This window comes from Yersinia sp. 2542 StPb PI (assembly GCF_048593855.1).
Taxonomy (GTDB): domain Bacteria; phylum Pseudomonadota; class Gammaproteobacteria; order Enterobacterales; family Enterobacteriaceae; genus Yersinia; species Yersinia enterocolitica_E.
This window is the reverse complement of record NZ_JAZGQA010000017.1, coordinates 1-14,274: the sequence shown is the minus strand read 5'-3', so window position 1 is coordinate 14,274 and position 14,274 is coordinate 1. Positions and strand designations below refer to the sequence as shown.

Here is a 14,274-nt window from a genome sequence, read left to right as displayed (position 1 = left end):
CGAGCCTGATCAAGAACAAAAATCAATTCATTGATTTTTATCATGGCTATCCTTTGAAGAGGGACTAATCGAACATCAGGGAAAGGGGCGAAAATATTGTGTTATTGTCGCATTATGAAGTAAAAAGTCAGTTTTATAGCCTATTTTTGTCATATAGTGTGCTCCTCAAGGGAAATGAGGGCTTTTCTTCACTTAATTGCGCTTCGCAAGGCTAAGGGATGCGATTTACAACCAAACTTTCTGCGTTTATGACGCTACTGGTCGTCTCGGCTATGTGCTTAGTGCTACTGGGTAGCACGGTAAGTTTCTTCTATTTGTGCCAGAAAAAAATGGAGCATCGTCTTCAAAGTATCGTGACAGCTTATGATCAGTCGCTTCTGCTGCAACCGGCGGATAAAGCGCGAGAGTGGCTGCCTATTATGATGCGAACAGTTGGTGTGGTGGAGCTCAGCATTCAGGATCAAGCCAACACGCTATATCATCTCAAGCTCCCTGCAATTTATACACCCTGGAATAGCGAAAGTAGGCACCGCAACCTGGTGGTACCGATGCTGCATCAACCCGGGGCTTCGATGCATTTCACCTATATTGACCCTTTGAGCAGCTACGCCCGCTCTCTTTACGCTGCGGCTATTTTATCGCTGGTGGTTGTGGTGATTGCCATGATGCTACTGCTAAGTTTTCGCTGGTTGCGTGATCAGACCGCAGGCCAGGAAAAACTGGAGCGCCGAGCGAGGCGTATTCTTAACGGCGAACGTGAATATGCTATCAGTAGCGACGGACATGAATGGCCGCCTTGCGCCAGTCGTGCCATTGATCGGCTATTGGCCGAATTGATAGAGGTGAGGGAGGAGCGTAACCGTGTTGATACACTGATTCGCGCTTTTGCCGCCCGAGATGCCAAAACCGGTCTCAGTAATCGCCAGTTTTTTGATAATCAACTGACTACCCAATTGGAGGAAGAGGGCGCCCATGGGGTAGTAATAATGGTGCAGTTGCCTGATTTTGATAGTTTAAATGATACGGATGACCATCAGCAGGTACAAGAACTGATGCATTCGTTGATTAACCTGCTTTCTTCTTTTGTTGCTCGTCATCCCTCTGCACTATTAGCGCGTTACCATCAGAGTGATATCGCGATTTTGCTGCCCCATAAGACGCTGAAAGATGCCGATGTTATGGCTGCCCAATTGGTTCATGCGGTCGGGGCGTTACCTGAACCCCATGTTATTGACCGCGAATCATTGCTGCATATGGGGATTGTGGCGTATCGCAGTGGTGAGTCCGTTGAACAGATTATGGATAATGCTGGACAAGCGACTAAAAATGCGGCGATGTATGGGGGGAATGGCTGGTATGTATTCGATACTCAAGTGTCAGAAAAAGGGCGTGGTAGTGTCAAATGGCGCACTTTGCTGGAGCAGACGCTGGCTAACGGCGGGCCAAGGCTTTATCAGAAGCCGGTGATTACTGTTGACGGTAAAATTCATCACCGTGAAATAATCAGCCGTATATATGATGGTGAGCAAGAGTTGTTGGCTGCTGAATTTACACCATTAGTGCAGTTGCTCGGTCTGGCTGAGCGTTATGACCGTCAAAAAATTGATCGGATAATTCCTTTATTAGCTTTATGGCCGGACGAAACTCTGGCATTTTCTATCTGCGTTGATTCATTATTGCAGCGTTCTTTCCAGCGTTGGCTGCGTGATACGCTCTTACAGTGCAGAACGTCTGATAGAAAGCGCATTATCTTTGAACTTGCAGAGGCAGATGTGTGTCAACATATCGACCAAATCCGTCCGATGATGCGTTTATTGCTCGGCGTGGGCTGCAAGGTGATGGTGTCGCAGGCCGGATTAACGGTTGTTAGCACCTCTTACATCAAATCACTGCGGGTTGAAATGATTAAACTTCATCCTGGGTTAGTAAGAAGCATTAATTTACGTTATGAAAATCAGTTGTTTGTGGAAAGTCTGACCGGTGCCAGTGCAGGGACGAATACAAAAGTTTTTGCCGCAGGAGTGCTTACCCGTGAAGAATGGCAAACGCTGAAGGATAAGGGGATTTATGGTGGACAGGGCAATTTTTTTGCTCCGCCAACACTTTTAAACCCCGGAAAGAAAAAATATTCGTATTAGGAGTATGTTTAGCCTGATCGTTGAGCAAAAATTAACGTAGAATGTGCCAGTCATTTCCGTAAATCGTTGGTGGGCGCTTACTTCCGACGAGAATCAGGTTAAATGTTAGATTTTATGTGCTGTGTTACGCCGGTCGTTACGCAGAATCTGTGTTGTGCCGAGGGTTTATTCAACCTTTTCAAGCGACATGGGTTCGTGATGGAACGAGATGTCAACAACGCAGCTACTTTTTCACCGAATCAGGACGTTTTTGCGCCTTGTCGCTGCTTCGTGTGGTTGGTAAAGTAGGCGGATTTTATTTTCCGCCCCCAGCTTGCAGGATTATCCTTTCGTTATGTTTAAGAAATTTCGTGGCATGTTTTCCAACGACTTGTCCATCGACTTGGGTACCGCCAATACCCTTATTTATGTTAAAGGACAAGGCATTGTACTGAATGAACCTTCAGTGGTTGCTATTCGCCAGGATCGTGCCGGTTCACCGAAGAGCGTTGCGGCTGTGGGCCATGATGCCAAACAGATGCTTGGGCGCACCCCCGGCAATATCGCAGCTATTCGCCCAATGAAAGACGGCGTTATTGCCGATTTCTTTGTTACCGAGAAAATGCTGCAACACTTTATCAAGCAGGTTCACAGCAACAGCTTTATGCGCCCAAGTCCGCGTGTATTGGTGTGCGTACCGGTCGGGGCTACTCAGGTTGAGCGCCGTGCGATCCGTGAATCCGCTCAGGGCGCTGGCGCTCGTGAAGTGTTTTTGATTGAAGAGCCTATGGCTGCGGCCATTGGTGCCGGGCTGCCGGTTTCTGAAGCAACCGGTTCGATGGTTGTGGATATTGGTGGCGGTACCACAGAAGTGGCCGTTATCTCTCTGAACGGCGTAGTTTACTCTTCTTCTGTCCGTATCGGTGGCGACCGCTTTGATGAAGCGATCATTAATTATGTGCGCCGTAACTACGGTTCATTGATTGGTGAAGCGACTGCCGAACGTATCAAGCACAGCATCGGTTCTGCTTATCCGGGTGATGAAGTTCTGGAAATTGAAGTGCGCGGTCGTAACCTTGCTGAAGGTGTACCTCGTGGCTTTACACTGAACTCCAATGAGATCCTTGAAGCGCTGCAAGAGCCGCTGACGGGTATCGTTAGCGCGGTAATGGTTGCGCTGGAACAGTGCCCGCCAGAATTGGCCTCTGACATCTCTGAACGCGGTATGGTGCTGACCGGTGGTGGTGCATTGCTGCGTAACCTGGACCGCCTGCTGATGGAAGAGACCGGTATTCCGGTAGTGGTGGCAGAAGATCCATTGACCTGCGTCGCTCGCGGCGGTGGCAAAGCGTTGGAAATGATCGACATGCATGGCGGCGATTTGTTCAGCGAAGAATAATAGTCAGCCAAAAAGGAGGAGAACTAGATCAGATGAATCGATATCCAGCTTACTCAACGTAAGAAGGATAAATTCGTCCGATTTAGCGCCTCCTTTTGTCGTCGAGGAATACGCATAATTTATGAAGCCGATTTTTAGCCGGGGTCCATCCCTGCAACTGCGACTGTTCTTTGCCGTTCTTGCAGCCATTGTTTTGGTTATCGCTGATAGCCGATTGGGCACGTTTGTCAAAATACGTACCTATATGGACACTGCCGTTAGCCCTTTCTATTTTCTGGCCAATGGGCCACGCAAAGTTCTCGACAACGTTTCTGAAACTCTGGCTACCCGTGAACAGCTAGAGTTGGAAAACCGTGCGTTACGCCAAGAGTTGTTGCTTAAAAATACTGACCTTCAGTTGCTCGGGCAATTTAAGCAGGAAAATAACCGCTTACGTGAATTGCTGGGTTCTCCTTTGCGTCAGGATGAACAAAAAATGGTCACGCAGGTGATGTCCAGCGGGACAGATCCTTACAGTGATCAGGTGGTTATCGATAAAGGTTCTAACAACGGGGTATACGAAGGCCAACCGGTTATTAGTGACCGGGGTGTGGTCGGCCAGGTTGTCGCGGTGAGTAAACTAACCAGCCGTGTATTATTAATTTGTGATGCCTCCCATGCGCTACCTATTCAGGTGCTGCGCAATGATATTCGTGTGATTGCCGCAGGGAGTGGCTGTACCGATGATTTATTACTAGAGCATTTACCCAGCAATACAGATATTCGCGTGGGTGATGTATTAGTGACATCCGGGTTAGGTGGACGTTTCCCTGAAGGTTATCCGGTCGCGGTGGTCTCTTCTGTCAAAGTTGATAATCAGCGGGCTTATACCGTGATTCAGGCTCGACCAACCGCTGATTTACAGCGCCTACGCTACTTGTTGTTATTGTGGGGGGCCGACCGTAATGGCGAGATGCCATTGCCGCCAAATGAAGTTCGCCGCGTAGCCAATGAACGACTGGCTCCGATGATGTCACAAGTGCTGCCTGCCGCAGATGCTATGGGGCCACCGGCACCATCGGCCGCTACAACCGCCACACCAACAGCAGTGACTGCACCGGGAGTATCGCCATGAACCGTTACAGCAGCAATGGCCGTTGGGTTATCTGGTTATCCTTCCTGATTGCCATGGTGCTGCAAATTATGCCGTGGCCGGAACAGATTTATATGTTCCGACCGTCATGGCTGGCATTGGTATTAATTTATTGGGTGATGGCATTACCCCACCGTGTGAATGTTGGCACTGGCTTTGTTCTCGGGCTGATTATGGATCTTATTTTGGGTTCAACACTTGGGGTCCGGGCGCTGGCACTCAGTATTATTGCTTATCTGGTCGCTTTTAAGTTTCAACTATTCCGCAATATGGCACTGTGGCAGCAGGCACTCATCGTGATGCTGCTTTCGCTTACCATGGATGTCGTGGTGTTCTGGTCTGAGTTTTTAGTGATTAATGTTTCATTCCGCCCAGAAGTATTCTGGAGTAGTGTAGTTAACGGTATTTTGTGGCCTTGGCTATTTTTGTTAATGCGTAAAATTCGCCGCCAATTTGCGGTGCAATAAGGACTTAAGACCCATGACTGCCCTGTATCTTGCCTCTGGCTCTCCGCGTCGCCGTGAATTACTGGCCCTGCTTGATGTCCCTTTTGAGGTACTGAAAACCGAGGTCGAAGAGCAACGCCATCCAGATGAAAGTGCGCAAGAGTATGTCCGGCGCTTAGCGTTGGAGAAAGCTCAGGCTGGGGTGAAGGTCGCACCACAGGATCTGCCGGTATTAGGGGCCGATACCATCGTGGTGTTAAATGGGCAAGTTTTAGAAAAACCACGGGATAAAGCCGATGCGCAGCGAATATTGAATGCGCTGTCCGGTCAGCAACATCAGGTGATTACTGCGGTGTCTCTGGCTGATCGGCAAGATGTGTTATCTGCCATGGTGGTGACAGATGTGACATTTCGTGTGTTATCCCAGTTGGAAATCAGTGACTATATTGCTACCGGTGAACCCATGGACAAAGCGGGCGCTTACGGTATTCAGGGGAAAGGTGGTTGTTTCGTCAGAACTATTACCGGCAGTTACCATGCCGTAGTGGGGCTGCCGTTGGTAGAAACCCATGAATTACTAAGTAATTTCATTGCGCTACGTAATGTGAGAGGAATACATGACAGCTGAATTACTGGTCAATATCACACCGTCTGAAACGCGAGTTGCCTACATTGATGGTGGCATCTTGCAAGAAATACACATTGAGCGAGAAGCGAAAAGAGGGATCGTCGGTAATATCTACAAAGGTCGTGTCAGCCGGGTTTTACCGGGTATGCAAGCGGCGTTTGTCGATATTGGTCTGGATAAGGCCGCCTTCCTCCATGCCTCCGATATCATGCCCCACACCGAATGCGTGGCCGGGGATGAACAGAAAAATTTCAATGTGCGCGATATCGCTGAACTGGTGCGCCAGGGGCAGGATTTAATGGTGCAGGTGGTGAAAGACCCCCTCGGCACTAAAGGCGCACGTTTGACCACGGATATCACTCTACCCTCTCGCTATCTGGTACTCATGCCAGGAGCGGCCCATGTTGGGGTGTCGCAGCGAATTGAAAGTGAAGTCGAGCGCGAACGCCTGAAAAAAACCGTGGCGGCTTACTGCGATGAACAGGGCGGTTTTATTATCCGTACTGCCGCTGAAGGAATTGGCGAAGAAGAGCTATCAGCCGATGCTGCCTTCCTCAAACGCCTGTGGACTAAAGTCCAGGAGAGGAAGAAACGCAATATCACCAAATATAAGTTGTATGGCGAGATGGCACTGGCGCAACGCGTACTGCGTGATTTTGCCGGTGCGGCACTGGATAAAATCCGAATCGACTCCAAGCTGACTTATGACCTGCTGGTGGAATTTACCAGCGAATACATTCCTGAAATGACCGCAAAGCTGGATTTGTACTCGGGCAAACAGCCGATTTTCGATCTTTACGATGTCGAAAATGAAATCCAGCGCTCATTGGAACGTAAAGTTGAGCTAAAATCAGGTGGTTACCTGATTATTGATCAAACTGAAGCCATGACCACCGTGGATATCAACACCGGTGCTTTTGTGGGTCATCGTAATCTCGACGAGACTATTTTCAATACCAATATTGAAGCCACTCAGGCCATTGCCCGCCAGCTACGCATGCGTAATTTGGGGGGGATTATCATTATTGATTTCATTGATATGAGTAATGAAGAGCATCGTCGTCGTGTATTGCATTCATTAGAACAGGCATTAAGTAAAGATCGGGTAAAAACCAGTATTAATGGTTTCTCTCAGCTAGGCTTAGTCGAAATGACCCGCAAACGCACGCGGGAGAGCATCGAGCATGTTTTATGCAACGAATGTCCAACCTGCCGTGGTCGTGGCACCGTTAAATCGGTAGAAACCGTGTGCTATGAGATATTGCGTGAAATTGTCCGAGTTCACCACGCTTACGATTCTGATCGCTTCCTGGTCTATGCGTCTCCAGCGGTAGGAGAAGCACTGAAAGGTGAGGAGTCACATGCTCTGGCTGAAGTGGAGATCTTCGTCGGCAAGCAGGTCAAAGTGCAGATTGAACCACTGTATAACCAAGAACAGTTTGATGTGGTGATGATGTAAGATTTCCCGCTGCCACACTTGCAGCGGATAGCAAGGAGAGATGTGTGAGGCGACTGCCCAGGATAATATTTGCGACAGGCGCCACAATGATTGTTGTGGTGGCACTGTTGGTCAGTGGGCTACGCATGATGCTGCCTCTCATCAACGACTATCGTCTGCAAATCGTGGCCAAGGTTCAGTCCATCAGCAGTATTCCACTGGAAGTGGGGTTCATGCAGGGATCGTGGGAACCGTTCGGCCCAACGTTGGAATTGCGCGATATTCGCGCTAAATTGCCGAAAGCCGATTGGCAGGTGCAGCGGGTGACCCTTGCGCTTGATGTGTGGCAGTCACTGTTGCACTGGCGCTGGCAGTTCCGCGATATGACCTTCTATCAGTTACAGTTAGATTTGAACACCACACTGGATATGCAGCAAAACAGCAGCCGCAATCTTGAAGCGAGTAATCTGACTGATATCTTCTTGCGCCAATTAGATCACTTTGATCTGCGTAACAGCCGTGTCTCATTCCTCACCCCATCTGGCCCGCGCGCTGAATTAGAGATTCCACAGCTCACCTGGCTTAACTCCCGGAACCGGCATCGCGCCGAGGGGCAGATTAGCCTGTCGACCATTAATGGTCAGCACGGTGTGGTGCAGGTGCGGATGGATCTACACGATAATCAGGGCATCCTCAATAATGGCATGGTCTATATGCAGGCCGACAAGATCGACCTGAAACCGTGGATCAGCCGCTGGCTGCACACCAATACCGGGCTGGATAATGCGGAATTTAGCCTGGCGGCCTGGCTGAGTATCAAGAGTGGCACTATTTACAGTGGCAATGTGTTACTCAGTGAGGGGCAGGCCAATTGGACTGTCGCGGGCAAATCACATCAGTTGGCGGTAGATAATTTTGTGTTGGAAGGCCGCCGTCAGGGTAATGGCTGGCAGGTTGATGCGCCGGAGCTAAGACTGAAAACCGATGGTCAGGCATGGCCTAAAGGGCATTTATCTGCCCTGTGGTTACCGGAAAACACGCAGTTTATTGGCCCAGACCAATCCCAGGAGTTACGCATTCGCGCCGCCAATATTCAGTTGGAGCGGGTGGGGCCACTGTTACCGACCTTGTCACTTTTTACCCCTGAGCTGATGAATCGTTGGGCGGATTTGCGGCCACAAGGGAATATCGATGCACTGGCATTGGACATTCCTATCAGCCAACCAGAAAAAACCCGTTTTCAGGCCAAATGGCACAATATCAGTTGGCAACAATGGGATTTGTTGCCGGGGGTTAATAATTTTGCCGGTGCGCTGAGCGGTTCCGCAGCGCGTGGGCGGTTGGATATCAATCTCAAAGACAGCCTATTACCCTATGGTGATATGTTCCGCGCGCCGCTGGAAGTCAGTCAGGCCAGTGGTGCAGTCAACTGGCAGATTGATGATAAAGGCTGGGAACTGTGGAGTGACCAGCTCGATGTCCGAGCTAAATCGCTGTGGGGCAACGGCAGCTTCCACTATCAGCAACCTGATATTGGGCAGCCATGGCTGAAAATCCTGACCGGCATCCGCTTGTATGATGCGGCCGATGCATGGCGCTATTTCCCTGAACCGCTGATGGGTAAGAAGTTGGCAGATTATCTGACCGAGGCGTTACAGGGTGGGCAGGTAGACAACGCAACACTTATCTATAACGGCAATCCTCATGATTTCCCTTATAAACATAAAGAAGGCCAGTTCCAGGTTTATGTGCCACTGCGTAACGCCACCTTCCAATTCCAACCAGATTGGCCTGCGTTAGAGAATTTGGCTATCGACCTCAATTTCCTCAACGAAGGTTTGTGGATGGATGCCCCTCACGCGATGTTGGGTAAGGTCACTGGCAGTAATATCAGCGCGATTATCCCTGACTATCTGAAAGAAAAGCTGTATGTCGACGCCGAAGTGGTTGGCGAAGGGCGTGATATTCATGACTACTTTACGGCGACACCACTGCATGATTCTGTGGCGGAAACACTGGAAGAGCTGCAAGTCGGCGGTAAAGTTAGTGGGCGCTTACATCTGGATATTCCGTTGGAAGAAGACCGTATTACCCACGCCAGCGGCGAAGTGACGCTCAATAACAACAGCTTGTTGGTGAAGCCATTGCAAAGCCAACTGGAAAACATCAGTGGCAAGTTCCGCTTCAACGATGGCAATCTTGCTAGCGATACCTTATCTGCTAACTGGTTTGGGCAGCCATTGGCGGTTGATTTCACTACGCAAGAGCAGCCAAAAAACTTTTTGGTGAATGTTGGGTTGCGTGGTGACTGGTTACCGGCCAAGTTACCCGGTGTTCCCGCTGATGTTGCGAAATTGCTCAGTGGTAGCGTCAATTGGCAAGGCAAAGTCGCCGTACAATTACCGAAAAATGGCAAGCCAGACTATAAAATTGATCTGACGGCTGACCTGAAGAAAGTAAGCAGTCACTTACCTGCTCCACTAGATAAAACAAGTGGTCAGGCATTACCTATGCATGTACAGGTGGTGGGGGGGCTGGAGGCGTTTACCCTCTCCGGCAGTGCTGGCAGCAACAATACATTCAACAGCCAATGGTTGTTGCAAAAAGAACAAGTAGAGCTGGCGCGGGCTATCTGGCAATCCGACAGCAAAAAAGTCCCGCCACTGCCGGAGGATAAAGGTTTGGTCCTTAAACTACCGGCACTGGATGGTGAGAGTTGGTTGGCGTTGCTGGCACCGGAGTTTACCAGTGTCAGCGCACCTTTTAGCGCATCAGTACCACCAAAAATAAAAGGCAATAAATCCAATGTCATCCTTCCTACCCGGCTGACTTTACAGACACCACAGCTTTTGGTCGGTGGGCAGGCTTGGCACCAACTGACACTGCTGGTTGAGCCATTATTAACCGGTACTCACGTCACGGCAAAAGGTCAGGAAGTGGATGGTAGCCTGCTGATGGCCGAACATGGGCCATGGCATGCTGATATCGATTATCTTTATTACAACCCGCAATGGACCACGCACGAAGCACAAGATCCTCTGGCGCAAGCTGCGTTGCAGGAGCCACAAACTGCCAGTAAAATTTCATTCCGTGATTGGCCTGCGCTGCAATTACGCTGCAAATCTTGTTGGATTCTGGGGCAAAATGTCGGGCGTATTAACGCAGATCTGACGCCGAAAGGTTCAGTGCTGGCGTTAACTAACGGCTTGATTGAGGCTGGCAATGGGCGGGCTAAAGTTTCCGGCCAATGGCAGCAAGACAGCAGTGGTGATAAAACCGCGCTTAATATCGCACTGAGCGGGCCAAAAATCGATGAAACCATTTCGTTCTTCGGTCTGACAACCCCGATAAAAAATGCCTCTTTTGATATCAATGCCGATGTTAACTGGCGTGGAGTCCCGTGGCAGCCACAGATTAATACCCTGAATGGGACATTAAAGAGTAGATTGGGCAGAGGCCAACTGAGCGATCTCGGTGGTGGGCGCGCCGGTCAGCTACTGCGTTTGGTCAGCTTTGACGCACTATTACGTAAGCTCCAGCTTGATTTTAGTGATACGTTTAGTCGTGACTTTGCGTTTGATTCTATTCGTGGCACGGCCAACATTAAAAATGGTGTAATGCACACCAATGATTTAGTGGTGGATGGATTGGCGGCCGATATTGCCATGAGTGGTAATGTGGACTTGGTTAAACGCCAGATAGCCATGGAAGCGGTTATTACACCAGAGATTTCTGCCACTGTCGGCGTCGCAACAGCCTTTGCGATCAACCCAGTGGTTGGGGCTGCGGTATTTGCGGCCTCGAAGATATTAGGGCCATTATGGAGCAAGGTTTCGCTGATTCGTTACCAGATTACCGGTAGCTTGGATCAACCAACCATCCATGAAGTATTACGCCAGCTAAAGGAGAGTAAGGCGCCATGAAAAATGCCAATGTTGCATTATTGCAGTTATGCAGCGGTGAAAATACCCGTGACAATCTGGCTCAAATTGAGCAGCAGATCAAACAGTTAAACTCTGGTATTAAACTGGTTATGACGCCGGAAAATGCCCTGTTATTTGCCAATGCTGCCTCTTATCGGCACCATGCCGAGCAACATAATGACGGGCCGCTGCAACAGCAAATTCGCGAGATGGCACGCCATTACGGTGTGTGGATTCAAGTTGGCTCCATGCCGATGATAAGCCGCGAGTCACCGGAGCTTATCACTACCAGTAGCTTGCTGTTTGATGACCAGGGCGAACTTAAAGCTCGTTACGACAAAATTCACATGTTTGACGTGGATATTAACGATATTCATGGCCGCTATCGTGAATCTGATACTTATCAGCCGGGTGAACAACTGACGGTGGTTGATACACCGGTAGGCCGCTTGGGCATGACGGTTTGTTATGATTTACGTTTCCCCGGCTTATTCCAGGCTTTGCGGGCGCAGGGGGCTGAGATTATTTCGGTGCCGGCGGCCTTTACCAAAATGACCGGTGAAGCTCACTGGGAGATTTTATTGCGCGCACGGGCGATTGAAAACCAGTGCGTGATACTGGCCGCAGCACAGGTAGGGCGTCATGGGGCCACCCGCCGCACCTGGGGCCACACTATGGCGGTTGATGCCTGGGGTAAAATATTAGGGCAGAACCCAGATGCGGTTGCTGCCTTAAAAGTAAAAATTGAAACCACAGGTTTGAATACTATCCGTAATCAGATGCCAGTGTTGCAGCACAATCGCTTCCTGCCATCTCCGTTGCCGTCATCGCATAAACCATCATCTAATTAAAGAGTGAAAACTATGAGCCTCTCGTTTGTCAGTGAGCAGTTACTCGCTGCTAACAAGCTGAACCATCAGGACTTGTTCTCAGTGTTGGGGCAATTGTCTGAACGCCGCCTCGATTATGCTGACCTGTATTTCCAGTCCAGCTACCACGAGGCCTGGGTGTTGGAAGACAGCATCATCAAAGATGGCTCGTACAATATTGATCAGGGTGTGGGTGTGCGCGCGGTCAGTGGTGAAAAGACCGGTTTTGCTTATGCCGACCAAATCACTCTGAATGCGCTACAGCAAAGTGCTCATGCCGCACGCAGTATTGTGCGTGATAACGGTAACGGTAAAGTGCATACCTTGGGTGAGATTCACTATCAGGCGCTCTATCCGCTGCTCGATCCACTACAAAGTTTGTCACGCGAAGATAAAATTGCGCTGCTCCATCGGGTCGATAAAGTGGCCCGTGCTGCTGATAAGCGGGTGCAGGAAGTCAGTGCCAGTTTGACCGGCGTCTATGAGCAAATCCTGGTCGCGGCCACCGACGGCACGCTGGCGGCAGATGTGCGCCCATTGGTGCGGCTGTCGGTCAGCGTATTGGTGGAAGAGAACGGCAAACGCGAACGCGGTGCCAGTGGTGGTGGTGGTCGTTTTGGTTACGACTACTTCCTCGAAACGGTGGACGGTGAAGTGCGTGCCGATAACTTTGCCAATGAAGCGGTCAGAATGGCACTGGTAAATCTGTCGGCTGTTGCCGCCCCTGCCGGTGCTATGCCAGTCGTCTTAGGCGCAGGTTGGCCGGGGGTGCTGCTGCACGAAGCGGTAGGTCACGGGTTGGAAGGTGATTTTAACCGTCGTGGCAGCTCCGTATTTAGCGGCCAAATGGGTAAATTGGTGGCGTCAGAACTGTGTACCGTGGTGGACGATGGCACCATGCAAGGTCGCCGTGGCTCGCTGGCTATCGACGATGAAGGGGTGCCGGGCCAATACAACGTGCTGATTGAGAACGGTATTCTGAAAGGTTACATGCAGGATAAGCTGAACGCACGCCTGATGGGCGTTGCGCCGACCGGTAACGGCCGCCGTGAATCCTACGCGCATTTGCCAATGCCGCGTATGACCAATACTTATATGCTGGCCGGTAAATCGACACCGGAAGAGATTATCGCCAGTGTGGAATATGGCCTGTACGCACCTAACTTTGGCGGCGGTCAGGTGGATATTACTTCCGGCAAGTTTGTGTTCTCAACCTCCGAAGCGTACTTAATCGAAAAAGGTAAAATCACCCGTGCGGTGAAAGGGGCCACTTTGATTGGTTCTGGCATCGAAGCCATGCAGCAGATTTCGATGGTCGGCAATGATTTAGCGCTGGATAAAGGTGTCGGCGTTTGCGGCAAAGAGGGCCAAAGCCTGCCAGTTGGCGTTGGCCAACCTACTTTGAAGCTAGACAATCTGACGGTGGGGGGCACGGCGTAGGGGTTGTTTATCACTCATTCCTTCCCTAATGATAGGAAGGGATGAGTCAGTACGTTAAACGATCAATATTAAGCACAAAAGCTGGTGTTATTTATTAAGCGTGTTTCATTTTATCGTTGAGTGTTTCAACAATAAAAGCATTAATCGATACTTGATGTTCGGCCGCAGCATGGCTTAATCGGTCACCAAAAGATTCTGGGTAGCGCAAGGTAAATGTCTTGATTTTTTCCTGACTTGCGTAAGGTTCTATACCACTACTCTGGCAATCATCCAAATATTCACGTAAAGAAATCTCCCCTTCTTTTTGTAGCCCCTGAATGCTATCAGAGACAAAATCACAGTATCCAGATAGCCCTAAAAATTTCCCACGGAACATTCCGATTTCAGGAACATAAGTGATAAGGGCTGCTTGCCCGGCGACATTCATTATATTAGGTGCTGCTATTGTTTGGGACATGGCTTAACTCCTATGCTCTCTAACCACTCTCGCAGGCTGACTACTGCGCCTTTGTCGGTATCGGGGGATGGATGAGGCCGATGAAATCTGGCAATACTGTTATTGAGCCGCAATCTTACTCGTGAACCGCTTCCCTGATTGATTTCTCCACCCAGAGCTTTGATGAGTGACTCAATATCAGGCCACTTTATTCCTGTTGGGGTGGGGGGCTTAAATATTTTTTCCAGTGTGTTCTTTTGTTTATTCCTCAGATTGGTAACTACACTTTTCATGTGATCTTCCATGATGTCACTATGTGAAGCCATTGTAAGGAGGTTGAAAGTGAAGTCAAGTTGTGAAGTCGTTTTGAATGTGTCAGGTAGAGCGTTTTCTTCACTTTGGTTCTTACTGATAATTTAGCCCAGCAGATTAATCATACTGGGCAT

The 14,274-nt window shown here is 49.7% G+C and carries 11 protein-coding genes; 9 read left to right on the top strand and 2 right to left on the bottom strand.

Features of this window, described 5'->3' with window-relative positions; genetic code table 11:
* Nucleotides 1-218 precede the first annotated feature (218 nt).
* The 9 genes from csrD to tldD all read left to right on the top strand — a co-directional run bounded on the left by csrD (nucleotide 219) and on the right by tldD (nucleotide 13,392).
* Complete coding sequence (csrD, locus tag V1952_RS04125; protein ID WP_372560392.1) at nucleotides 219-2,138, top strand: RNase E specificity factor CsrD; 1,920 nt, start codon at nucleotides 219-221, stop codon at nucleotides 2,136-2,138.
* A gap of 334 nt (nucleotides 2,139-2,472) precedes the next feature.
* A complete protein-coding gene (gene mreB, locus V1952_RS04120; RefSeq protein ID WP_002228205.1) occupies nucleotides 2,473-3,516 on the top strand; it encodes a rod shape-determining protein MreB in 1,044 nt (347 codons plus the stop codon).
* A gap of 121 nt (nucleotides 3,517-3,637) precedes the next feature.
* Nucleotides 3,638-4,630: a rod shape-determining protein MreC gene (gene mreC / locus V1952_RS04115; protein ID WP_372560393.1), complete on the top strand. Its 993-nt coding sequence runs from the start codon at nucleotides 3,638-3,640 to the stop codon at nucleotides 4,628-4,630.
* The gene (gene mreD, locus V1952_RS04110; RefSeq protein ID WP_032814839.1) at nucleotides 4,627-5,115 is read left to right on the top strand and encodes a rod shape-determining protein MreD; all 489 of its coding nucleotides are present in this window, start codon (nucleotides 4,627-4,629) and stop codon (nucleotides 5,113-5,115) included. Before mreC ends, mreD begins: the two co-directional genes overlap by 4 nt.
* A gap of 13 nt (nucleotides 5,116-5,128) precedes the next feature.
* Nucleotides 5,129-5,722 (top strand): Maf family protein, encoded by a 594-nt coding sequence (locus V1952_RS04105; RefSeq protein ID WP_372560394.1) that lies wholly within the window; start codon nucleotides 5,129-5,131, stop codon nucleotides 5,720-5,722.
* Nucleotides 5,712-7,181 (top strand): ribonuclease G, encoded by a 1,470-nt coding sequence (rng, locus tag V1952_RS04100; protein WP_102970524.1) that lies wholly within the window; start codon nucleotides 5,712-5,714, stop codon nucleotides 7,179-7,181. Before V1952_RS04105 ends, rng begins: the two co-directional genes overlap by 11 nt.
* 44 nt (nucleotides 7,182-7,225) lie before the next feature.
* Nucleotides 7,226-11,083: an AsmA2 domain-containing protein YhdP gene (gene yhdP / locus V1952_RS04095; protein WP_420074347.1), complete on the top strand. Its 3,858-nt coding sequence runs from the start codon at nucleotides 7,226-7,228 to the stop codon at nucleotides 11,081-11,083.
* Nucleotides 11,080-11,934, top strand: coding sequence for a deaminated glutathione amidase (nit1, locus tag V1952_RS04090; protein ID WP_372560396.1), 855 nt, complete (start codon nucleotides 11,080-11,082; stop codon nucleotides 11,932-11,934). The genes yhdP and nit1 overlap by 4 nt, the downstream gene beginning before the upstream one ends.
* 12 nt (nucleotides 11,935-11,946) lie before the next feature.
* On the top strand, nucleotides 11,947-13,392 hold the full coding sequence (gene tldD, locus V1952_RS04085; protein ID WP_420074346.1) for a metalloprotease TldD: 1,446 nt from the start codon (nucleotides 11,947-11,949) through the stop codon (nucleotides 13,390-13,392).
* A 94-nt stretch (nucleotides 13,393-13,486) separates the two neighbouring features.
* Here the strand turns inward: tldD and V1952_RS04080 are convergent, their stop codons facing one another.
* Nucleotides 13,487-13,849, bottom strand: a complete 363-nt coding sequence (locus V1952_RS04080) for a type II toxin-antitoxin system HicB family antitoxin (protein WP_226715787.1) — start codon at nucleotides 13,847-13,849, stop codon at nucleotides 13,487-13,489.
* Nucleotides 13,834-14,121, bottom strand: a complete 288-nt coding sequence (locus V1952_RS04075; protein WP_420074345.1) for a type II toxin-antitoxin system HicA family toxin — start codon at nucleotides 14,119-14,121, stop codon at nucleotides 13,834-13,836. Before V1952_RS04075 ends, V1952_RS04080 begins: the two co-directional genes overlap by 16 nt.
* Nucleotides 14,122-14,274 lie beyond the last annotated feature (153 nt).

Excerpts from the sequence above, each read along its gene's own strand:
- csrD (WP_372560392.1), top strand. The coding sequence starts at position 219 with ATGCGATTTACAACCAAACTTTCTGCGTTTATGACGCTACTGGTCGTC.
- mreB (WP_002228205.1), top strand. The coding sequence starts at position 2,473 with ATGTTTAAGAAATTTCGTGGCATGTTTTCCAACGACTTGTCCATCGAC.
- mreC (WP_372560393.1), top strand. The coding sequence starts at position 3,638 with ATGAAGCCGATTTTTAGCCGGGGTCCATCCCTGCAACTGCGACTGTTC.
- mreD (WP_032814839.1), top strand. The coding sequence starts at position 4,627 with ATGAACCGTTACAGCAGCAATGGCCGTTGGGTTATCTGGTTATCCTTC.
- V1952_RS04105 (WP_372560394.1), top strand. The coding sequence starts at position 5,129 with ATGACTGCCCTGTATCTTGCCTCTGGCTCTCCGCGTCGCCGTGAATTA.
- rng (WP_102970524.1), top strand. The coding sequence starts at position 5,712 with ATGACAGCTGAATTACTGGTCAATATCACACCGTCTGAAACGCGAGTT.
- nit1 (WP_372560396.1), top strand. The coding sequence starts at position 11,080 with ATGAAAAATGCCAATGTTGCATTATTGCAGTTATGCAGCGGTGAAAAT.
- tldD (WP_420074346.1), top strand. The coding sequence starts at position 11,947 with ATGAGCCTCTCGTTTGTCAGTGAGCAGTTACTCGCTGCTAACAAGCTG.
- V1952_RS04080 (WP_226715787.1), bottom strand. The coding sequence starts at position 13,849 with ATGTCCCAAACAATAGCAGCACCTAATATAATGAATGTCGCCGGGCAA.
- V1952_RS04075 (WP_420074345.1), bottom strand. The coding sequence starts at position 14,121 with ATGAAAAGTGTAGTTACCAATCTGAGGAATAAACAAAAGAACACACTG.